Source organism: Marinimicrobium koreense (assembly GCF_003762925.1).
Classification (GTDB): Bacteria; Pseudomonadota; Gammaproteobacteria; order Pseudomonadales; family Cellvibrionaceae; genus Marinimicrobium; species Marinimicrobium koreense.
Window position 1 is genome coordinate 1,234,042 of record NZ_RJUK01000001.1, and the last position, 22,565, is coordinate 1,256,606.

16 protein-coding genes are annotated in these 22,565 nt (G+C 58.4%); 6 read left to right on the forward strand and 10 right to left on the reverse strand.

Annotated features, from left to right (window positions below; genetic code table 11):
- Positions 1–91: 91 nt before the first annotated feature.
- The 8 genes from sucC to sdhC all read right to left on the reverse strand — a co-directional run bounded on the left by sucC (position 92) and on the right by sdhC (position 10,535).
- The gene (gene sucC, locus EDC38_RS05315; protein WP_123637610.1) at positions 92–1,255 is read right to left on the reverse strand and encodes an ADP-forming succinate--CoA ligase subunit beta; all 1,164 of its coding nucleotides are present in this window, start codon (positions 1,253–1,255) and stop codon (positions 92–94) included.
- Between the two features lie 138 nt (positions 1,256–1,393).
- Positions 1,394–2,833, reverse strand: coding sequence for a dihydrolipoyl dehydrogenase (gene lpdA, locus EDC38_RS05320; protein WP_123637611.1), 1,440 nt, complete (start codon positions 2,831–2,833; stop codon positions 1,394–1,396).
- A gap of 112 nt (positions 2,834–2,945) precedes the next feature.
- Complete coding sequence (gene odhB, locus EDC38_RS05325; protein ID WP_123637612.1) at positions 2,946–4,202, reverse strand: 2-oxoglutarate dehydrogenase complex dihydrolipoyllysine-residue succinyltransferase; 1,257 nt, start codon at positions 4,200–4,202, stop codon at positions 2,946–2,948.
- Positions 4,203–4,254: 52 nt separating this feature from the next.
- Positions 4,255–7,089, reverse strand: a complete 2,835-nt coding sequence (locus EDC38_RS05330) for a 2-oxoglutarate dehydrogenase E1 component (protein WP_123637613.1) — start codon at positions 7,087–7,089, stop codon at positions 4,255–4,257.
- 225 nt (positions 7,090–7,314) lie between these two features.
- Positions 7,315–8,019, reverse strand: a complete 705-nt coding sequence (locus EDC38_RS05335; RefSeq protein WP_024460482.1) for a succinate dehydrogenase iron-sulfur subunit — start codon at positions 8,017–8,019, stop codon at positions 7,315–7,317.
- Between the two features lie 12 nt (positions 8,020–8,031).
- Positions 8,032–9,795 (reverse strand): succinate dehydrogenase flavoprotein subunit, encoded by a 1,764-nt coding sequence (sdhA, locus tag EDC38_RS05340; protein WP_024460483.1) that lies wholly within the window; start codon positions 9,793–9,795, stop codon positions 8,032–8,034.
- 3 nt (positions 9,796–9,798) lie between these two features.
- Positions 9,799–10,167: a succinate dehydrogenase, hydrophobic membrane anchor protein gene (sdhD, locus tag EDC38_RS05345; RefSeq protein WP_024460484.1), complete on the reverse strand. Its 369-nt coding sequence runs from the start codon at positions 10,165–10,167 to the stop codon at positions 9,799–9,801.
- A complete protein-coding gene (gene sdhC, locus EDC38_RS05350) occupies positions 10,161–10,535 on the reverse strand; it encodes a succinate dehydrogenase, cytochrome b556 subunit (RefSeq protein WP_123637614.1) in 375 nt (124 codons plus the stop codon). The genes sdhD and sdhC overlap by 7 nt, the downstream gene beginning before the upstream one ends.
- A 665-nt stretch (positions 10,536–11,200) precedes the next feature.
- On the opposite strand from sdhC, the gene EDC38_RS05355 reads away from it, so the two are divergent.
- From EDC38_RS05355 to xthA, 3 genes are all read left to right on the forward strand, one after another.
- Positions 11,201–12,478 carry a citrate synthase gene (locus tag EDC38_RS05355; protein WP_123637615.1) on the forward strand — a complete coding sequence of 426 codons (1,278 nt, stop codon included), beginning with the start codon at positions 11,201–11,203 and terminating at the stop codon, positions 12,476–12,478.
- A gap of 239 nt (positions 12,479–12,717) precedes the next feature.
- Positions 12,718–14,904 carry a carboxy terminal-processing peptidase gene (locus EDC38_RS05360; protein ID WP_123637616.1) on the forward strand — a complete coding sequence of 729 codons (2,187 nt, stop codon included), beginning with the start codon at positions 12,718–12,720 and terminating at the stop codon, positions 14,902–14,904.
- Between the two features lie 110 nt (positions 14,905–15,014).
- Positions 15,015–15,827, forward strand: a complete 813-nt coding sequence (xthA, locus tag EDC38_RS05365; RefSeq protein ID WP_123637617.1) for an exodeoxyribonuclease III — start codon at positions 15,015–15,017, stop codon at positions 15,825–15,827.
- Between the two features lie 87 nt (positions 15,828–15,914).
- Here the strand turns inward: xthA and EDC38_RS05370 are convergent, their stop codons facing one another.
- Positions 15,915–18,842, reverse strand: coding sequence for a TonB-dependent receptor (locus tag EDC38_RS05370; protein ID WP_170162857.1), 2,928 nt, complete (start codon positions 18,840–18,842; stop codon positions 15,915–15,917).
- Positions 18,843–19,122: 280 nt separating this feature from the next.
- Here EDC38_RS05370 and EDC38_RS05375 point away from each other — a divergent pair, with 280 nt between their 5' ends.
- Complete coding sequence (locus EDC38_RS05375; protein WP_123637619.1) at positions 19,123–19,623, forward strand: DUF7931 domain-containing protein; 501 nt, start codon at positions 19,123–19,125, stop codon at positions 19,621–19,623.
- Positions 19,624–19,773: 150 nt separating this feature from the next.
- Positions 19,774–20,181, forward strand: a complete 408-nt coding sequence (locus EDC38_RS05380) for an HU family DNA-binding protein (RefSeq protein ID WP_123637620.1) — start codon at positions 19,774–19,776, stop codon at positions 20,179–20,181.
- A 42-nt stretch (positions 20,182–20,223) separates the two neighbouring features.
- Here EDC38_RS05380 and EDC38_RS05385 read toward each other — a convergent pair whose 3' ends face one another.
- Complete coding sequence (locus EDC38_RS05385; protein ID WP_123637621.1) at positions 20,224–20,706, reverse strand: HIT domain-containing protein; 483 nt, start codon at positions 20,704–20,706, stop codon at positions 20,224–20,226.
- A 131-nt stretch (positions 20,707–20,837) separates the two neighbouring features.
- On the opposite strand from EDC38_RS05385, the gene EDC38_RS05390 reads away from it, so the two are divergent.
- Positions 20,838–22,565: a proline--tRNA ligase gene (locus EDC38_RS05390; RefSeq protein WP_123637622.1), complete on the forward strand. Its 1,728-nt coding sequence runs from the start codon at positions 20,838–20,840 to the stop codon at positions 22,563–22,565.

Below are 22,565 nucleotides of genomic sequence, written 5' to 3' on the forward strand. Positions count from 1 at the left end.
AGTGTGAAACCGTCCCTGGTGTTTGGGTCCGGCCCGGCCGTCCTGGCCGGTCGCTAAGGGCGCTGCGGAAACATTCAGTTTCCGGTCGCCCTTAGCCCTCCGCGGCTTTAACCACTTGCTGAGCAGCGTCAGTCAAGCTGGTCGCGGCGATGATGTTCAGACCGCTGTCCGCCAGTACTTTGGCGCCCAGCTCGGCGTTGTTACCTTCCAGGCGGACAACCACGGGCACCTTCACGCCCACCTCTTCCACGGCGCCAATCACGCCCTCGGCGATCAGGTCACAGCGAACGATACCGCCGAAGATGTTGATCAGAACGGCTTTGACGTTTTCATCAGACAGAATGATTTTGAACGCTTCCACAACGCGCTCCTTGGTGGCACCGCCACCGACGTCCAGGAAGTTCGCCGGCGCACCACCGTGCAGCTTGACGATGTCCATGGTGCCCATGGCCAGACCCGCGCCGTTTACCATGCAGCCGATGTTGCCATCGAGCGCCACGTAGTTCAGCTCCCACTTGGCGGCGTGAGCTTCACGGGCGTCTTCCTGGGACGGGTCGTGCATTTCATGCAGGTCGTCGTGACGGTACAGGGCGTTGCCGTCGATCGCCACTTTGGCGTCCAGGCAGTGCAGGTCACCGGCCGGAGTGATCACCAGCGGGTTGATCTCGATCAGTGCCACGTCCTTTTCTTTGAACAGTTTGGCCAGGCCCAGGAAAATCTGCACGAACTGCTTGATCTGCTTGCCTTCCAGGCCCAGCTTAAAGGCCAGGTCGCGGCCCTGGTACGGCTGAGCACCAACCAGCGGATCGATGGTGGCCTTGAGGATTTTTTCCGGCGTTTCCTCAGCCACTTTTTCAATTTCCACACCGCCTTCGGTAGACGCCATGAATACGATGCGGCGGGTGGAACGATCGACGACCGCACCCAGATACAGTTCTTTATCGATGTCGGTGCAGGTTTCAACCAGAATGCGGCTGACCGGCTGACCATTTTCATCCGTCTGGTAGGTCACCAGGTTTTTGCCCAACCACTGTTTGGCAAACGCCTCGATTTCCGCCTTTGACTTGACCAGCTTGACGCCACCGGCCTTACCGCGGCCACCGGCGTGAACCTGGGCCTTGACGACGAACTCGGTACCACCGATGGTGTCCGCTGCCGCTACCGCTTCAGCGGGAGTCTGGGCTGCGACACCCTTGGAGACGGGCAGTCCGTACTGAGCAAACAGTTGCTTACCCTGATATTCATGCAAATTCATGGTGCAGTTCCACATTGTCTGTTGCCGGACCGAGGTCTCTTACGGCATTTCCGGCAAGAATGACCAATTAGCAGACCGCGCCTTGGCGGCCTGCCCCCTGGGTTGAGTTCTCTAACTCAGTGTCATTTCTCGTTATTATTAGCGCTTCTTCTTATTGGCGACATGGATCGCATGACCATGAACCGCCAAGGCTGCTTCATGCACAGCTTCAGACAGAGTCGGGTGGCCAAAGACCATCAGACCCAGATCTTCCGCACTGCTGCCGAACTCCATTGCAATCGCCACCTGCTGAACCAGATCGGCCGCACTCGGTCCCACAATGTGAGCGCCGAGAATGCGATCGGTGTCCGCATGGGCGATGATTTTGACTAGACCGCCGGTTTCATTGGCCGCCATGGCACGACCGCTGGCCGCAAACGGGAAGGTACCGACGTTGTAGGGCTCGCCATCGGCTTTGATCTGCTCTTCGGTACGACCGACGGAAGCCACTTCCGGATGAGTGTAGATCACATTGGGCACCACATCGTAGTTCATGACGGTTTTCTGACCGGCGATACGCTCGGCTACCATCACGCCCTCTTCGGAGCCCTTGTGCGCCAGCATCGGGCCGCGCACCACATCGCCAACAGCCCAAACACCGGGGGCACCGGTCGCACACAGGTCGTTGACGTAAATAAAGCCGCGCTCGTCCAGGTTCACACCGCTGTCTTCCGCCAGCAGGCCTTCGGTGTACGGGCGACGCCCGACACAGACGATGAGCTTATCAAAGGTCTCCTTCTGCTCTTTACCGTCTTTGTCGGTAAAGGTCACGGTCACTTCCTTGCCCTTGACTTCGGAGCCGGTCACCCGGCAGCTCAGACGAATATCCAGGCCCTGCTTGGTGAGGATTTTCTGGGTTTCTTTGGCAATCTGCTGATCCATGATGGACAGGAATTTGTCCATCGCTTCAAGCACCACCACATCGGAGCCCAGACGGTTCCAGACACTGCCCAGTTCCAGACCGATCACACCCGCGCCGATCACGCCCAGACGCTTGGGTACCGAATCAAACTCGAGGGCACCGGTGGAGTCGACGATCACGTCATTATCAATTTTGGCGACCGGAATATCGATGGGCTTGGAGCCCGACGCCAAAATGACGTTATCCGCCTCGAGGGTTTTGGTTTTGCCGTCGTGACCGGTCACTTCCACCTTGCGGTTGGCGAGCAGTTTGCCGGTACCGAAGATCGAGGTGACGCCGTTGGCTTTGAACAGGGACGAAATACCGCCCGTCAGCTGCTTGACGATGTTGTCTTTGCGCTGAATCATTGAGGGCACATCAATCTCGATGCCCTTGGTCGAAATACCGTGTACTTTGAAGTCGTCTTTGGCTTCGTGATACTTGTAGGAACTGTCCAGAAGCGCCTTGGACGGGATACAGCCCACATTCAGGCAGGTGCCACCATTGACGCCCTTGCCTTCGCTGTTCTGCCACTTTTCAACACACGCCGTTTTCAGGCCCAGCTGCGCCGCGCGAATCGCCGCAACGTATCCGGCCGGGCCAGAACCAATGACTACCACATCAAATTTATCAGACATATTTCATTTCCCAGGTTTACAAGGCTGCCTGGCCACCGCTTCATCGGGCCAAACACCATAATTCGGTCAGTGAGCTATAACAAAGCGGGCAGTAACCAGCCCGCTTTGTTCATCAGATTTCCAGAAGGATCCGCGCTGGATCTTCCAGCAGGTCCTTGATGGTGACCAGGAACTGAACGGCTTCTTTACCATCCAGCAGACGGTGGTCGTAGGAGAGCGCCAGGTACATCATCGGCAGAATTTTCACCTCGCCATTGACCGCCATCGGGCGCTCCTGAATCTTGTGCATGCCCAGAATGGCGGATTGCGGAAGATTCAGAATCGGAGTGGACAACAGAGAACCGAAGACCCCACCGTTGGTGATGGTGAACGTACCGCCGGTCATTTCCTCAATACCCAGCTTGCCATCACGGGCACGCAGACCGTAATCGCGAATGGTGCTTTCGATATCCGCCAGCCCCATGCTCTCAGCGTTGCGCAATACCGGCACGACCAGGCCCTTGTCGGTAGAAACCGCCACACCGATATCCTGATAGCCGTGGTAGACAACATCATTGTTGTCGATAGAGGCGTTGACGGCGGGGAAGCGACGCAGCGCTTCGGCGGCGGCCTTCACGAAGAAGCCCATAAAGCCCAGACGGGTACCGTCGTGCGACTTTTCGAACTGATCTTTGTACTTGGCCCGCAGCTCCATGATCGGCCCCATGTTCACCTCGTTGAAGGTGGTCAACATGGCGGTGGTGTTGGAAGCCTCGAGCAGACGCTCGGCAATGCGCTTGCGCAGACGGGTCATCGGCACACGCTTTTCGGCACGATCGCCGGCGGGTGCTTCGACTTCAGCCGCTTTGGCCGGAGCGCTGCTGGGTGCACTGGCGGCTTTGCTGCCACCGGATTTGAGGAAGTTGGCCACATCCTCTTTAGTGACCCGACCGTCTTTCCCGGTACCTGGAACGCTGTTGGGGTCAATGTTGTTTTCATCGGCCATTTTGCGCGCAGCGGGGCTGAGCAGTTTTTCACCGTCATCGCTGGTGGCCGGCTGTTCGCCGCTGTCTGCGGGCTTGCTCTCGGACTTCTCTTCCGATTTCTTCTCGTCGGCGCTGTCGCCTTTGTCGTCACTCTTCGAGCCGGCCGCGCCTTCTTCAAACTTGGCAATGACTTCATTGCTCAGGACGGTATCGCCCTCTTCTTTCAGGATTTCAGACAGGCTGCCATCTGCCGGTGCCACCACTTCCAGCACCACTTTGTCGGTTTCAATATCGACAATCAATTCGTCGCGGGAAACAGCCTCACCGGGCTTTTTATGCCAGGTGGCGATGCTCCCGTCCTGAACAGATTCGGGGAAAGTCGGGGCTTTGATCTCAATAGTCATTCTTTGTCCTTAGCAATCGCTGTGGATTCTTTGTCGAACACAGGCTCCGGCGTCAAACGCTCAGAGCCTCATTGATGAAACGCTTCTGCTCTTCCAGATGCACGGAGGCATAACCCGCGGCCGGTGCCGCTGATGGGTCGCGCCCCACATAGCTGAGATAGAGGTCCGGGTTGTGATCATTCACCACACGCCGCATGTGGTGCTGGCTGCTGTACCAGGCACCCTGGTTCATGGGCTCTTCCTGACACCAGACGATATCCTTCAGATTTTTGAAAGGCGCCAGCGCCTCTTTCAATTCTTCTTCCGGGAAGGGGTAGAGCTGCTCCAGACGGACCAGAGCCACGTCATCCTGTTCACGTTCCATGCGCTCTTCCAGCAGGTGGTAGTACACCTTGCCGGAACAGAGCACCACCCGCTTGGCTTTCGCCGGGTCAACCTGCTCATCGGTGATCACATTGTGGAAGTGACCGTTGGCCAGATCTTCCAGGCTGGAGGTCGCCAGCTTGTGACGCAGAATCCATTTCGGACTCATGACCACCAGTGGGCGACGCATCGGGCGGATCACCTGACGGCGCAGCATGTGAAACACCTGAGCCGGGGTGGTCGGAATACAGACCTGAATGTTGTGCTCGGCACACAGCTGCATAAAGCGCTCCAGACGCGCGGAGGAGTGCTCCGGGCCCTGCCCTTCGTAGCCGTGTGGCAACAGCATGGTCAAGCCACACAAGCGACCCCACTTGTGCTCACCACTGGTGATGAACTGGTCGATGACCACCTGCGCGCCGTTGGCGAAATCGCCAAATTGGGCTTCCCAGATGATCAGGCCGTTCGGGGTGGTGGTGGCATAGCCATACTCGAACGCCAGCACCGCCTCTTCGGACAGGAAGGAGTCATACAGATCCAGCGCTGGCTGATCCTCTTTGAGGTGACGCAGCGGGATATAGGTGGAACCGTCTTTCTGACTGTGCACTACTGCGTGACGGTGTGAGAAGGTGCCTCGCCCGACATCCTGACCGGTCAGGCGGACGCCGTAGCCCTGATCCAGCAGCGTTGCGTAGGCGAGCGTTTCCGCCATGCCCCAGTTGATGGGCAGAGCGCCACCGGCCATCTTGCGACGGTCGTCGTAAATCTTGCCGACCTGCTTTTGCACCACCACGCCGTCGGGAATCTCGCACATCTTGTGACCGAGTTCCTGCAGACGTTTCAGGTCGAAGCTGGTATCGCCCGGCGTATTCCAGTCGTGGCCGATGTAGGGCGTCCAGTCGACAAACAGCGAGCGGTCCGGCTCACTGACCAGGCCGTTGGCCACACTTTCACCGCGGTCCAGGGCGGCGCGGTAGTTGTTCATCATTTCGTCAACTTTTTCCGCGGTCACCACGCCAGCTTCCACCAGTTTGTCGGCGTAGAGCGCACGGGTGGTTTTTTGCTTGCGGATCAGTTGATACATCAAAGGCTGGGTCGCCGAGGGATCATCAGCCTCATTGTGGCCGCGACGACGGTAACAGACCAGATCGATCACCACGTCTTTCTTGAACTCATAGCGATAGTCCGCCGCCAACTGGGCCGCAAACAGCACCGCGTCCGGATCGTCACCATTGACGTGGAAAATCGGCGCTTCCACCATCTTGGCCACGTCGGTGCAGTACTCGGTGGAGCGCATGTCTTCGCGCTTGCTGGTGGTAAAGCCCACCTGGTTATTGATCACCAGGTGTACGGTGCCGCCGGTGGCATAGGCTCGAGTCTGGGACATCTGGAAGGTTTCCATGACCACGCCCTGACCGGCGAAGGCCGCGTCCCCGTGCACCACGATGGGCAGCACCTTGGCCCCGATCGGGTCTTCACGGCGATCCTGGCGGGCCCGTACCGACCCTTCAACCACCGGAGAGACGATCTCCAGGTGCGACGGGTTGAAGGCCATGGCCATGTGCAGTTCGCCGCCCGGGGTCATGATATTGGAGGAGAACCCCTGGTGGTATTTCACATCGCCTGAGGTGTCCACCAGACGCTTGGTGCCTTCGAACTCGCCAAACAGTTCTGACGGGCTCTTACCGAAGATGTTGACCAGGGTGTTCAGACGGCCACGGTGAGCCATACCCAGCACGATTTCTTTTGCGCCGTAACCGCCCGCGCGGTTGACGATCGCATCCACCAGCGGAATAAAGCTCTCGCCCCCCTCCAGACCAAAACGCTTGGTCCCGGGGTATTTGCTATCAAGGTGCCGCTCCAGCCCTTCGGCCGCCACCAGACGGTCCAACACGGCCAGGCGCTGCTCATCGCTGAAGTCCGGCTTGGAACGCACACTCTCCAGGCGCTGCTGAAGCCACTGCTTCTCCGCCAGGTTGGTGATATGCATGATTTCCGGACCGACGTGCCCGCAGTAGGTCTGCTCCAGAGCATCGACAATGTCCTTGAGCGGCGCCTCTTCCCGGCCGATGAACAGGTTGCCGGTGTTGAAAACCGTGTCCAGATCCGCTTCTGTCAGACCATGAAATCCCAGCTCCAGGTCAGGAACTCGTTCACGATCCATCAGGCTGAGGGGGTCGAGTTGGGCTTTCTGGTGGCCGCGGAAGCGGTAGGAGCTGATCAGCTGAAGAACTTTGACCTGCTTGCGCTCGTGCTCGAGGCTGACGGAGCCCGCCGCCGTGGCCGACGCGGTCGCTGAGCGGGTTTTGGCGAGACGCTGGAACTGCTCGCGGATTACGGAGTGCGGAACGTCTTGGGTGACTACCCCGTTGACCCGGGGCAATTGCTCAAAGTAATTGCGCCACTCATCGGGAACCGCATTGGGATCGTGTAGATATGTGTCGTAGAGCGCTTCGACGTAGGCGGCATTCCCTCCGGAGATATGGGACGTGCGCCAAAATTGCTCCATGATGCTGTCTTGCATTACACCCACCTTGTCATGGGGTTCGCCAACCACCGGTTCACCGGGATGGCTGGCGGCCGGATCGGGTGTTACCCGATACTCCCCCTGCTAGTCTCTAGCCGTTAGCTACCATAACGCACTCCGCTTGTGGCAGAACGCGCCGCTCAAATACTCAGGCACACCCTTGAGGGTGTGCCGAACAGCCGGGCTCTCGGCCCGACCCATGTTGCTCACATCTGAGTGTGATCAGGTCGCACTTTGCAGCAGCATGGTGCGAATATGACCGATCGCCCGGGTCGGGTTCAACCCTTTGGGGCACACGGACACACAGTTCTGAATGCCGTGACAGCGGAAGACGCTGAAGGGGTCATCCAGGTTCGACAAGCGTTTCTCTGTGGCCAGGTCGCGGCTGTCCGCCAGGAAGCGGTAGGCCTGGAGCAGACCGGCCGGACCAATGAACTTGTCCGGATTCCACCAGAACGACGGGCAGCTGGTTGAGCAGCAGGCGCACAGAATACACTCGTACAGACCGTCCAGCTTGGCACGATCTTCGGGAGATTGTAACCGCTCGATTGCCGGAGCGGGGGTATCATTTTGCAAATAGGGCTCGATTTTCTTGTACTGATCGTAGAACTGGGTCATATCGATGACCAGATCACGAATCACCGGAAGTCCAGGCAGTGGCCGAACCACCAACTTGTTGTTCTTTACCGCCTGAGACAGCGGCGTGATACAGGCCAGCCCATTAACGCCGTTGATATTCATGCCATCCGAGCCACAAACCCCCTCGCGGCAGGAGCGACGGTAAGCCAGGGATTCGTCCTGTTCCTTGAGCATACCCAGCACGTCGAGCACCATCAGGTCCTTACCCTGAGTGTCCACTTCGTAGGACTTCATGTAAGGCGCTTTGTCGGTCTCGGGGTTGTAGCGATAGACTTCAACTTTCAACATAACTCGTACCCCTTAATAAACACGTGCTTTCGGTTCGAACGCGTCCATGGTGCGCGGGGCAAAGTTCACGCCGCGCTTACCCACCCGCTTGTCGACCGGATAGTACATGGAGTGGCACAGCCAGTTCTTGTCGTCGCGCTCCTGGAAGTCCTCGCGGGCATGGGCGCCGCGAGACTCGGTGCGCTCATTGGCCGCGATGGCAGTGGCCTCGGCCACTTCCAGCAGGTTCTGCAACTCCAGAGCTTCAATCCGGGCCGTATTGAACGCATCGCTCTTGTCGTCGATAGACACGTTTTCAATGCGCTCGCGCAGGGCGGCCAGCTTTTTGATGCCCTCGGCCATGAAGTCACCCTTGCGGAATACGCCAAAGTGGTTTTGCATCACTTCCTGCAGCTCTTTGCGCAGTACCGCACTGCTCTCCCCACCGGTCGAGCTGTTCAGGCGATTCAGTCGGGCCAGCGACGCTTCGATATCGCTCTCGCGCGGCGCCTGCTGCTCTGCGCCTTCACGCAGCACTTTCTCGATGTGCTTGCCGGCCGCCCGGCCGAACACCACCAGGTCGAGCAGCGAGTTGCCGCCCAGGCGGTTGGCACCGTGCACCGATACGCAGGCCGCTTCGCCGCAGGCGAACAGACCTTCGATCGGAACGTCCTTGCCATCCGCGTCCACGGTCAGGGCCTGGCCGTTCACGTTGGTCGGAATACCACCCATCATATAGTGGCAGGTGGGCACCACCGGGATCGGTTCTTTGACCGGATCCACGTGGGCAAAAGTACGGGACAGTTCACAGATGCCGGGCAGGCGGCTTTCCAGCACCTCCTCACCCAGATGATCGAGCTTGAGCAGTACGTGATCGCCATTGGGGCCACAACCGCGGCCCTCCAGAATCTCCATGACCATGGAGCGCGCCACCACGTCGCGGCCCGCCAGATCTTTGGCGTTGGGCGCGTAACGCTCCATAAAGCGCTCACCGTCCTTATTGATGAGATAGCCGCCCTCACCGCGGCAACCTTCGGTCACCAGGGTGCCCGCACCGTGAATGCCGGTGGGGTGGAACTGCCACATTTCCATATCCTGGACCGGGAAGCCCGCGCGCAGCGCCATACCGATACCGTCGCCGGTGTTGATGTGCGCGTTGGTGGTGGAGGCGTAAATACGACCGGCACCGCCCGTCGCCAGCACTGTGGCCTTGGAGCGGACAAACACCGTCTCGCCGTCTTCAATGTTGATGGCAATTACGCCCACAACAGCGTTATCGGCGTTCTTCACCAGATCCACGGCATACCATTCGTTCATGAACACCGTGTTGCTCTTGATATTACCCTGGTACAGGGTGTGCAGCAGCGCATGACCCGTGCGGTCCGCCGCCGCGCAGGTGCGCGCCGCCTGGCCGCCGCGGCCAAAATCCTTGGATTGACCACCAAACGGACGCTGATAAATGCGCCCCTCTTCGGTACGGGAGAATGGCAGCCCCATGTGCTCCAGCTCGAACACGGCTTCCGGACCCACGGAGCACATATACTCAATGGCGTCCTGATCACCGATATAATCGGAGCCTTTTACCGTGTCATACATGTGCCAACGCCAATCGTCATTGGGGTCAGAACTGGCAATGGCGCAGGTGATGCCGCCCTGGGCGGACACGGTGTGCGACCGGGTCGGGAATACTTTGGTGATCACCGCGGTTTTGTAACCGGAGCTGGCCAACTGAAGGGCCGCGCGCATACCCGCGCCGCCACCACCGACGACGATGCCGTCAAAGGAAATCGTGCGCATAGTTTAAAACCCCCAGATAATTTCGACACCCCAGAGGGTGTAAGTCACGGCGACTACCGCCAGCAGTACTTGAGCCAGCAGACGCAACACCAGGGCTTTGCCGCCCATCATCCGCTCGGTGATGTAGTCCGTCAGGACCGCCCACAGGCCGATCCAGGCGTGGGCCACCACGGACAGCAGGGTCATGAGGGTGAACACCCTCATCCACAGCTGACCAAACAGGCCCTGCCACTGCTCAAAACTCAGTTCGGGGGTTATTACGATATAAGCCACAATAAAGACGGTGTAGACGGCCATGATCACTGCGCTCACGCGCTGAATCAGCCAGTCGTACAGGCCGCTGCGGCCGAGATTGGTTACCGCGGTTACCATATCCAGACTCCTGCCAGAACAATCAGTACAACGGCCACCGCCAGTGCGAGCTTCGCACCGAGGCGACCACCTTTCAGGCTTTCACCAATGCCACAATCCATAATCAGGTGCCGGACCCCCATCACCATGTGATAGGCGAGCGCGGCGACAACTGCCCAGACGACGATCTGCCAGACCGGCTGGGTCAGCGTTTCCTGCAGAGCCACAAACTGCTCTTCGGAGGCAAGACTGCCATCAAGCAGCCAGAGAAGTACGGCCACACCGGCAAAAAGAAAAACACCGGAGACGCGGTGAAGAATGGAAACAATAGCGGTAATCGGAAGTTTGATGGTGGAGATATCGAGATTGACAGGTCTTTGGTTTTTCACGGTTGATAGTCACCTTCTAGCCCAGCTAATGTAGGCAGGTTAGCGAAATAGCGCCAAGCGCATCTCTCCAGAGCACACAGGGCGGTCGCCAGGTTGATTTGTTTATGCGCCGTCCGCGCCAATGTCTGTTCTCAGAGCATGGTCTGGACCGGCGATTGGCTCTCTCACCGCTGCCTGCAAGTCGCGGCGTATTATAGAGAGTCGAATCCTGAAACACAAACAAAAACCCGGGCAAAAATCCCCCGGAAATGCCCGATTGGCGTGCACTGGAGCCGCTTGATGCTCCATTTGGAGGCAAATCACCACCGGATTGTTCACCACCCCGTCCCCGGGGGTAAAATCCGACAGCGCTGTCACCTGTTACGACGTTCCCACCACTGCCGGATCATTGCCTCCAGTCAAAGCCTCCGTGATGCCGGGCACCCCGGCACCAACGGGCCGGCCACTACACGGGCGCCCTCGCCGTCAAGTGGATTTTTTGCCAACCCGATCTCGAAAAACTACCGAAATCAGGCCTTCTCCTCTATAATGCCGCCTCCCATCAACCCGTGGGCTGTTTGACAAACCCACGCCGGGGCTTATAGTGACGCCCCGATTAAAAACCCGGTCTGGCCATCCAGCCATTCCTGGAAGCCTTAAAAGTTTGTAAACCACAGGAGTCCGTAATGACTGACAGAAAAGCACGGTTAACGGTCGACGGCCTGGATGCGCCTATTGATCTGCCTGTTTACCCGAGCACTGCCGGCCCTGACGTGATTGATGTCTCCGGCCTGACCAAAAAGGGTTTTTTCACCTACGATCCGGGGTTCATGTCCACCGCCCCCTGCGAGTCCAAAATTACCTTCATCGATGGCGCCAAAGGCGTGCTTCTGCACCGTGGCTACCCCATCGATCAGTTAGCCGAGCACTCTGACTACCTCGAGACCTGCTACCTTCTGCTGAACGGCGAACTCCCCTCCAAAGAACAAAAAGCGACGTTCGCCGACGAAGTCAAAAAGCACTCCAAGGTCGACGACTCAGTGGCTCAGATCATCAAAGGCTTCAGTCGCAACGCTCACCCCATGGCCATCATGGGCAGCGCAGTGAACGCTCTGGCCGCGGTTTACCATGAAGAGACCGACATCACCAGCGAAGAGAGTCGTCGGGTTACGGCCTACCGGTTGATCGGTCAGATGCCGACCCTTGCCGCCATGGCCCACAAGCACCGCCAGGGCGAAGAGTTCATCGCCCCGGACGCCGATCTCGCCTACGCTGAAAACTACCTGAACATGACCTTTGGTACCGCCGGGCAAAGCCCCAAGGTCAACCAGGTATTGGCCAAAGCCATGGACCGGATCTTCCTGCTGCACGCCGACCACGAGCAGAACGCCTCCACCTCCACCGTGCGTCTGTCCGGCTCGTCCGGCACCAACCCCTTTGCCGCCATCGCAGCGGGTATCGCTACCCTGTGGGGCCCCGCCCACGGTGGTGCGAACGAAGCCGTTCTCAACATGCTTGAGGAAATTGGCAGCGTCGACAACATCGACACCTATGTCGCCAAAGCCAAAGACAAGAACGATCCCTTCCGTCTGATGGGCTTCGGTCACCGGGTCTACAAGAACTTTGATCCGCGCGCCAAGGTGATGAAACAGGCCGCTGACGAAGTACTGTCCGAGCTGGGCCTGGAAAACGATCCGCTGCTGGCGATCGCCAAGCGCCTGGAGAAAATCGCCCTGGAAGACGAGTACTTCATCCAGAAGAAACTCTACCCCAATGTGGATTTCTACTCCGGCATCATCATGAAGGCCATCGGCATTCCCACCGAAGCCTTTACCGTGATTTTTGCCACAGGCCGCGCCGTCGGCTGGTACGCCCACTGGCAGGAAATGGTGAGCGCACCCTACAAGATCGGCCGTCCACGCCAGCTTTACACCGGCTACAGCAAGCGCGATTACCCCGCCTGAGGCCGACACACCACCGGGCCTTTACCGACCCACCCTGGGGCCGCACTTAGTGCGGCCCCAGTGCGTTCTGGGGAACTCTTGCGCCGATTTACCTTTCTAAACGTCTCCCGAACCCACTCCGGTAGCCATACTCCGGGGGCTATAGTAGTATGAAACCCAGTATTAACGCCGCTTCCAGTGTCACTGGCGATAGTCAACCACAGTTCGCTGGCCACCGGAAACAAAGCAGGATTGAACCTATGCTCAACGTCCCGAAGTTCCTGCGCAGCAGTCTCGCCATTTCGGCCCTGTTGTTCAGCGCCCCAGCGCTCTGGGCTGCCGCCCTGGCCCCCCTGGAAATCACCGATCAGCACCGCCAGGTCACGGCGAGCGTGGTCCAGCAACTGAGCGAGCACCATTACCGGGACCAGTCCCTCAATGACGACCTGTCGTCCGAGTATCTGGACAATTACCTGAAAACCCTGGACCCCACCAAAAGCTACTTCTTCCAGGCTGATATCGACGGATTCAACCGTCACCGTGAGAAGTTCGACAACTGGCTCGCCAAGGGCAACCTGAATGAAGCCTTCGACATCTTCGATATCTACCGGCAGCGCCTGACGACGCGGCTGGAATCGGTGATTGAGCGGCTGGAGAGTGATGAGATCAAGTACGACTTCACCACCGACGATCAGCTCGTGGTGGATTGGGAGCAGGCCGAGTGGCCCGAGGACAAGAAAACCGCTGATGAGCTCTGGCACCGCAGGGTCAAAGCCAGCCTGTTGGATCTGGTACTGGCCGGGAAGGACCTGGAAGAGAGCAAGGAGCTCCTGCGCAAACGCTATGAAAACCAACTGCGCCGGGTTCGCCAGCAGGACAGCGATGATGCCTTTGAGGTCGTGATCAACAGCCTGACCACCCTGTACGATCCGCACACCAACTACCTGTCGCCGAGAACACTCGAAAACTTCAATATCAACATGTCACTCTCCCTGGAGGGGATTGGGGCCGTACTCCAGACCGAGGACGAACACACCAAGGTGATGCGTCTGGTTCCCGCCGGGCCGGCGGACAAGCAGGGGGAACTTCGCCCAGCGGATCGCATCGTCGCAGTCGGCCAGGGCGAAGAAGGTGAAATGACCGATGTGGTCGGTTGGCGCCTCGACGAAGTGGTGGAGCAGATTCGCGGCAAAAAAGACACGGTTGTCCGCCTTGAAGTGCTCCCGGCCAAGGCCCCCACCGACAGTGCGACCAAAGTCATCACCATCACCCGGGACAAGGTCAAACTTGAGGAACAGGCGGCGAAGCACGACGTATTCGAGGTTATGAATGGGCGCGACCGCTACAAAATTGGCGTGATTCGTGTACCCACCTTCTACATGGATTTCGAGGCTTATCGCAAGCGCGACCCGAACTTCAAGAGCACCACCCGTGACGTGCACCGGATTCTTCAAGAGCTGGAAAAAGAAAACGTCGACGGGATTGTGCTTGATCTGCGCGGCAATGGCGGTGGGTCCCTGCAGGAGGCCACTACCCTGACCGACCTGTTTATCGATCGCGGGCCCGTGGTACAGATTCGCCAGACCAATGAACTGATTTCACGCAATTATCAATCACACTCCCGGGCGGCCTACCGCGGGCCGCTGGTGGTGCTGATTGATCGGTTGAGTGCATCGGCTTCGGAAATTTTTGCCGGCGCCATCCAGGATTACGGCCGGGGCATCATTGTTGGCACCCAGAGCTTCGGCAAAGGCTCCGTGCAATCGCTGGTACCGGTCGATGCCGGCCAGCTGAAGCTGACGGAGTCCAAGTTCTATCGCGTCTCGGGCGAGAGCACACAGCATCGCGGAGTTATTCCCGACATGACGCTGCCTAGCCTGGTCAACGTAGACGATGTCGGCGAGAGCACTTACGACAACGCCTTACCCTGGGACAAGATTCACGCGGTTCCGCACTCTCGTTACTTTGACATTCAGGCGCTTCTTCCACACCTGAACCCATTGCACGAGCAGCGCGTAGAGAAGAACCCGGATTTCATCTACCTGCGCGATCAGATGGCGCTGACGGAGAAGAACAAGGACCGCACGGTCGTCTCCCTGAATGAAAAACAGCGTCGAAACGAACAGGAATCCCTGGAAGCGTCTCTGTTGCAACTCGAAAACGAGCGCCGGAAAGCCAAAGGGCTGTCCCTGTATGACAGTTACGAAGACATTGACCGCCTGGCCGGCAGCGACGACGAGGACGCGACCGAGGGCGCGGACGCCGGAGAAGCGGCCAACGACGACGAAGAAGAAGGCGACTTGGTCAGCTTCAGTGCGCTTTCACGCAGTGAAATCAACCCGGACAAGGATCCGTTTCTCAACGAAGCCGGACATATTCTGGTGGACTTCATTGAGCAGCTCGAATCCATGGATGAACAGGACCGGGATCGCGTCGCCAACTGGTAACCAACATCCAAACCCGAGCCCCGATACCGCACAGGCCTTTTCCCTCGGTGCGTTTTCGGGGTATTTTTTAACCCACGCCTCCATCAGATCGGACTCAGGAATTGAACCGCATGAACGCCGTTTCCTTCAACGTAAACAGCATCCGCACCCGCCTTCACCAGTTGCAAGCAGTGATCGATAAATATCAGCCGGACTTCATCGGCCTGCAGGAAACCAAAGTCACCGACGAGCAGTTTCCCGAGCAGGAAATCCGGGACATGGGTTACCACGTAGAGTTCTACGGCCAGAAAACGCACTACGGCGTAGCGCTAATGTCCCGCCACCCCTTCAAGCAGGTGATCAAGGGTTTCCCCGGAGATCTGGAAGAATCCCAACGGCGTTTTATCGGAGGGGTATTCGACTCCCCCCTCGGCGGCGAAGTGACCGTTCTGAATGGTTACTTCCCCCAGGGTGAAAATCGCGACCACCCGGTCAAATTTCCCAATAAGCGCAAGTTCTACCAGGACCTGATGGCCTTCCTGAACGACCAGTGCGACCCCTCTAAACCGCTGCTTGTCATGGGCGATATGAACGTCTCTCATACTGACCGGGATATCGGTATTGGCGAGCAGAACCGCAAGCGCTGGTTGCGCGACGGAAAGTGCAGCTTTTTGCCGGAAGAGCGGGAATGGCTGGATACTCTGCTGGACTGGGGTCTGAAGGATACCTTCCGTCAACACCAGCCGGACGAAGAGCGTACCTTCAGCTGGTTTGACTATCGTAGCAAAGGCTTTGATGCCGACCCCAAACGGGGCCTGAGAATCGACCTCATTCTGGCAACCGAGCCGTTACTCGAACGATGCACGGAGGCGGGCGTCGATTATGACATCCGGGGTATGGAGCGCCCGTCCGATCACTGCCCCATCTGGGCGTCGTTTTCGTAGCCGGTCCGCACAAAAAAGCGCCGGGGTAAAAACACCGGCGCCAAGCATGCCAACAATATCGGCGGCTTCCCTACCGCCGGGTCTCACCTAAAAATTGGCCCTGAGGGTCAATGCATAGCGCGTATCGTTCAGGAAGTAAGAAGCGTAGTGGTCTCCCGCTGCGTTCTGCTTCATGATCGTGCGCGTTTCCGAATTGAGGATGTTGTTCACTTCCAGGCCGAGTGACAGCATGTCGGTGATGTCGTAGAAGATCGACCCATCCATCTGACCGTAATCGTCGTTATACACCGGCAGGCGCCAGGTGATATCGCGATCGGTGCCGTTAAAGCCATTGGGGCCAACGGACATCAGGAAGTCACTCCGCCAGTTATACGCCAGACGAACAGACAGCGGCCCCTTCTCGTACATACCCACCAGATTGTAGGAATGCTCCGACAGCCCCTCAAAGGGCATCTGCCCGTATTCACTGCCGTCGGTATCGACCGGATTGGAGCCCTCATCGCGAGGCACATCGGTGCTGCTGTCGATGTAGGTGTAGTTGGCCTGCATACCCAGACCATCAAAGGGCTCGGGAAGCTGATCAAAGAACTGGCTCCAGCCCAACTCGACACCCCGGATATCAGCGGTGCCGGTGTTGACCGGACGGGTCACCGTATAATCCCACCCACCGTGTTCTTCGCGGATCGTCTGGTTGCGGATAAACCCTTCAATGTCCTTACTGAAGGCATTGACGTGGGCCATACCACCGGCGTCATTGAAGTACCACTCCAGCGAGATATCAAACTGGGTCGCCTCCATCGGCTCGAGCATCGGGTTGGAGCCGGAGGAGGACGTCAGCCGGAAATCCTCCGGCGGCACATACTGGTCTTCCGGCACCCCTTCCGGGCGGCCCGCGCTCAAGGTCTGGAACGCCTGCATCTGATTGTACGCAGGCCGCGCCATGGCTTTGGAGGCGGCGAAGCGCAGGAACAGATCATCACGCAATTCCACGCGCAAGTTCAGGTTCGGGAGCACGTTGGTATAGGAATTCTCCGCCACGATATCTTCCGGATCCTGATACCAGGGGCGGCTTTCCGTCTCCCCATCCTCTCCCACCACGATGGTTTCGGGGTAGCGGATCATGCCCGATGCCGCGCTGTCGGTCTGCACCACGCGAATACCGATATTACCGTCTACCGGCAGCGCCCAGTCGTCGACACCGAAACCGAGCAGGAAGTACGCCGCGTAGGTCTGCTCTTCCTGTTCGTTAATGCGGCTCGGATCGTCCATGGTTGCCGGCATGTAGTCGTCACAGCAGATATAGTTCTCACTGGCATCCGCATGCAGTTGATCGAAGCTCTCCGGATAGCCCTCAACCAGCGATATGTGAGGCGCATAGACAGCCCCCGGGCTCGGTGCCTTGCCCCGGAAAAAGTTATCAAAGGTGTTGAGCGACATCTGGCTGGCGTCTTCCACCGGAGGCATCTGGTCGTCGGGCAGCTTCCACCAGGCCATCCACGGCTGGTAGATTGCCTGCCAGTGGTAGCCGCTGTTGATGTTGGTGGCTTCCCGGTCCGTCAGCCGAACGCCGGTCTTGATGTAGCGCACAACGTCGGTGTCATTGAAGTTGTATTTCACGTCCGCACGCCAGGCGAACTGCTCGGCTTCGTTGTCCTCGATAAAGGGCATGGTGAAGCCCCAGTAGTAATTGCCCGGATCGGACAGGTACTCATCGTCGGCCTGAACCAGCGGTCGTTCACCGCGCAGATCAATATCGATGTACGGCAGGTTGATGCCCGTCGCGATGGTGGCATCCAGACCCTCCGTTGTTGCCTTGGTGTACTGGAGGTCGGTACTGAATTCCAGCTGGTCACCCGGCAACCACTTGTAACCGGCGGAAAAATCGCTGGTGACTGACTCGCGATTGGCCACGCGGATATCGGCCCCGAAGGGGATTCCCCCGGGCTGGGTCAGGCGACCCGACAGAAAGACATTATTGTCATCGACAACAAACTCTTTGCCCTCGCCCGGCTGGATGGCATAGGCATCGTTCTGGACAAAGATGGCATCCTCATCCCACTGCATGTCATATTCGGAACGGAACGCCTGGAAATAGAATTCTGACGCATCGCTGGGCCGCCACTGAGTCGCCAGGTAGGACCCCAACCGCTCGCGATTGAAATCCATGGAGCGCCAGTCCGCCCCACGCGGTACCTGGATAGTAGTCCCCTCGTAACCCTGCAGGTCATCGCGGGGGAAAAACGGACGATTGAAAATGCCGTCGGTGCGGGTCGAAATTTCCGAAAAAGCGACATCCACCAACAGACCGAACTCACCGGCGGAGGTGTCCCAGCGGTTGCTGTAAAGAGCCGATACCGACGGGTCGGCCTCTTCGATAAAGTCACCGTAATTCACGCTGGCCGTCGCCGCCATTACCTGACCATCACTGTCAAAAGGCATACGAGTACGCAGGTTGACGGTGCCGCCCAGGCCACCTTCGATCATGTCCGCCGAAGGGTTTTTATAGACGTCCACCCCGGCCATAAGCTCCGCGGGCACATCTTCAAAGCTCAGGCTCCGCCCACCGTTTGCGGTAAAGCTGTCGCGTCCATTGAGCTCACTACGCACCTGGGTCAAACCGCGCACGGCGACGCCACTGCCTTCAGCTGAGAAGTGCTCCGGATCCCCGAGAGACATGAAGTGATCAATGGTCACACCCGGAATGCGCTGCAAGGTTTCGGTCACCGAGCGATCGGGCAGCTTGCCGATGTCATCCGCGACAATCGAGTCGACGATCTGTTCAGCACTCTGCTTGATCATCTGGGCCGACTGAATGCTGCTGCGCTGACCGGACACCACGATCTCTTCCAGTGCGGTCGGCTGCTCCGGCTCCGCCGGTGTGGCTTCCTGTGCAAAGCCGGCGCCATGCCAGCCAACCGCACCTGCGACCAGTAACTGTGAACTCCAGTGAATGGCGCGCGCCAGCCTGGTGCGCCGAAATGCCGAACGAGGTGTCAAGCCCTGAGTCTTGTTCATTATTGTCATCGCTTATTCTCCGCTTACCCGATAATGGATCTGCATTGTTTATTGTTGTTGCGCCAGCACGCCTCCCTGCCCCTGTGATTGACCTGCGCCATAGTCGGACGCTGCTGTGGGTGTCACAGGTAGCGCACTGCCTTTATAACTCCATATTTTCATTAGCGCAACAATTTTTCTATATGATATACGGCTATCCCGCCTCCTTCTTTGGCCAGGCTTGCTTTATCATGGCGGTTGAGCACGCTGAAAAGTCGAATACGAACTGGAGCCGAACGTCATGAACCTCCCGCCGGATACCCCCGAGCAATCTGAGTTGATTGATGGACCAGACGCCTTTCGCCAGGCACTACTCCACTGCGCGAGCGAGACTCGCCGCACTTTCTCACTCTACTCACCCGACCTGGCCAGAGAGGTTTACGACCTGCCGGAGCTGGCCGAAGCACTCTCCGAGATTGCCCGTAGACATCGCCAGGCGCAGGTACAGCTGCTGGTCCGGGACACCCGGGCGCTGGTTGAATACGGGCACGGCCTGGTTCGCCTGGCCCAGAGGCTGCCGAGCAAGGTGACCCTGCGCCGGCTGACCAACGACATTGAAACCCAGGCCATCGCATTTGCGCTGGGCGACCGGGAGCACCTGGTCTATCAGAATGATCCGGACAACTATCACGGCTTTTACGATTGGCAGGCGGGTGCGCGGGTAAAAACGCTGAGGGAGATTTTCGATCGGGCCTGGGAAACCGCTGAAGAGGATCCACGCCTGAGACAATTGGCGCTATAGCGGTAAAAAAGCGGTTTTTTGGGTTGCTGATCGTCGTTTTATCCTTTATATATAGTGCCAGCCGTACACGGTGCGGTTAATACGCTATATATTCAGGCTTTTTCCTCGGCCTGACTCAATAAACACTTGACCATCAACAAGGATCATATTATGGCTGCTCGCAAAACTGCTGCCAAAAAGGCACCCGCAAAGAAAGCTCCCGCCAAGAAAGCTGCTGCCAAGCAGCCGGCTGCCAAGAAAGTAAAGGCGATCTCCGAGCGTTACAACAAAACCCAGATTCTGAATCAGATCGCGGAAAATACCGAGCTGAGCAAAAAGCAGGTCCAGTCGGTACTGGACGAGCTGTCTGACATCATTGAAGGTCACGTCAAGAAGCGTGCCGTGGGCGAATTCGTAATGCCCGGCTTGCTGAAGATCACCACCGTGAAGAAGCCCGCCACCAAGGCGCGCAAGGGCATCAACCCCTTCACTGGCGAAGAGACCGTGTTCAAAGCGAAACCGGCCTCCATCGCCGTCAAGGTACGTCCTTTGAAGAAGCTCAAGGAAATGGCTCTGTAAGCGCCATACCTGCTCAACAGGGCCCCTCTCGGGGCCCTGTTCTCAATACCAGTCGCCCGGCCCCGTTGTATCCACCGGATCGACCTCCAGATCCTCCAGTGACTCCAATACCTCAAAGTCGTCCCCGACCAGGGCGGATCTCAGGTGATCCAGTCGGTCCTGCAACTGCGCCTCAGAATAGCCTGCAGCGGGCTTGACGCCCCAAATCGGCTGCGGCCAGGCCGGGTCCGTCTCAAAGCGGGCAATGTGGTGTACATGTAACTGGGGGACCACATTGCCGAGCGCCGCCACGTTCATCTTGTCGGCATCAAACACGCTGGTCATCACCTCGGCCAGACGACAGGATTCGCGCATCAGCTGCTGCTGATCCCACTCACCCAAATGATGAATTTCAAACACATCCTCCCGCAGAGGCACCAGCAGGCACCAGGGATAGTTGGCATCTTTGCTGAGCAGCAGCAGTGACAGCGGGAAGCGCCCTACCGGCACGGTATCCTCGGCCAGGCGTGAATGCAGTTGAAACATGACCCTCTCCTCATCGACTTCTTTGGGTGGTTCGGTACTCAGTGCGCATCGGGAGTCTGTACCCGAGCTGGTAAGCACCGTAGAATAAGCGTTTTCTCTGTTTACCAGTATAGCCACTAAGAAGCCAATCTATGCGAGCCAGTCGTTTTTTAATCGCCACACTGAAAGAAACGCCCTCCGACGCCGAGGTCATCAGCCACCAATTGATGCTGCGCGCGGGCATGATCCGCAAACTGGCCTCGGGGCTGTATACCTGGATGCCTCTCGGGCTGCGTGTACTGCGCAAGGTCGAGCGCATCATCCGGGAGGAAATGGACCGCTCCGGCGCCCAGGAAGTTCTGATGCCGGTGGTTCAGCCCGCCGAGCTCTGGGAAGAGTCCGGACGCTGGCAGCAGTACGGCCCCGAGCTGTTGCGCATCAATGACCGCCACCAGCGGGATTTCTGCCTCGGCCCCACCCACGAAGAGGTCATTACCGACCTGATTCGCGGTGAGATCAACAGCTACAAACAGCTGCCGGCCAATTTCTATCAGATTCAGACCAAATTCCGCGACGAAATCCGTCCCCGATTCGGGGTCATGCGGGCCCGCGAGTTCACCATGAAGGATGCCTACTCGTTCCACTTGAGTCAGGAATCCCTGCAGGAAACCTACGAGGTCATGCACCGCACCTACTGCGCCATTTTTGACCGCATTGGCCTGGCCTATCGCCCCGTGTTGGCCGATACCGGCTCCATCGGCGGCGCTTTCTCGCACGAATTTCACGTACTGGCCGACAGCGGTGAAGATGACATCGCGTTCAGTAACGGCAGCGACTATGCCGCCAACATCGAAAAAGCTGAAGCCCTGGCGCCGAGCGACGCACGCCCCAGTGCCAGCGAAGCCATGACCGAGGTTGCCACTGCGGATCAGCACACCATCGAACAGGTCGCAGGCTTTCTGAAGGTCGCGCCGGAGCAGACCGTCAAGACCCTGATCGTACTGGGCGAAGCCCCGGAAGAGGGCTCCGCGCCCCTGGTGGCTCTGGTGCTGCGCGGCGATCACGAGCTTAACGACATCAAGGCCGAAAAAATCGAGGGCATTGCCACACCGCTGACCTTTGCCCCGGAGGAACGCATTGAAGCAGAGCTGGGCGCGGGTGTGGGCTCCCTCGGCCCGGTGGGCCTGACCATTCGCGTATTGGTGGACCGGGCGGCCGCCCAGCTGGCGGACTTCGTCTGCGGGGCCAACCGGAATGGCTATCACCTGACCGGCGTCAACTGGGAGCGCGATGTACCCCTGAACGACGTGGTGGATCTGCGCAACGTGGTGGCCGGAGACCCGAGCCCCGACGGCAAGGGCCAATTGGAGATCAAGCGCGGCATTGAGGTCGGCCACATCTTCCAGCTGGGCACCAAGTACAGCGAGGCGATGAATGCGCGCGTGCTGGATGAGAACGGCAAAGAAAAACCCATGATCATGGGTTGCTACGGTATCGGGGTATCCCGTGTGGTCGCGGCGGCCATTGAGCAGAACCATGACCAGAATGGCATCATCTGGCCCCAGAGTATTGCGCCCTTCCAGCTCGCACTGGTGCCAATCAACCCGCACAAATCCCCGGCGGTGGCCGAACAGTGTGAGACACTGTACCAGCAGCTCACCGAACTGGGCGTTGAAGTCCTGTACATGGACGAAGACAAAGCGCGCCTCGGTGTCATGCTCGCCAATACCGACCTGATGGGTATTCCACACCGTCTGGTGGTGGGCGATCGCGGTCTGGAGAAAGGTACTCTGGAGTACAAAGGACGCCGGGACGAACAGGCTCAGGACGTTCCACTGGAACAGGTGGTCGAGTTTATCCGCGAGCGCCTGGCGGACTGA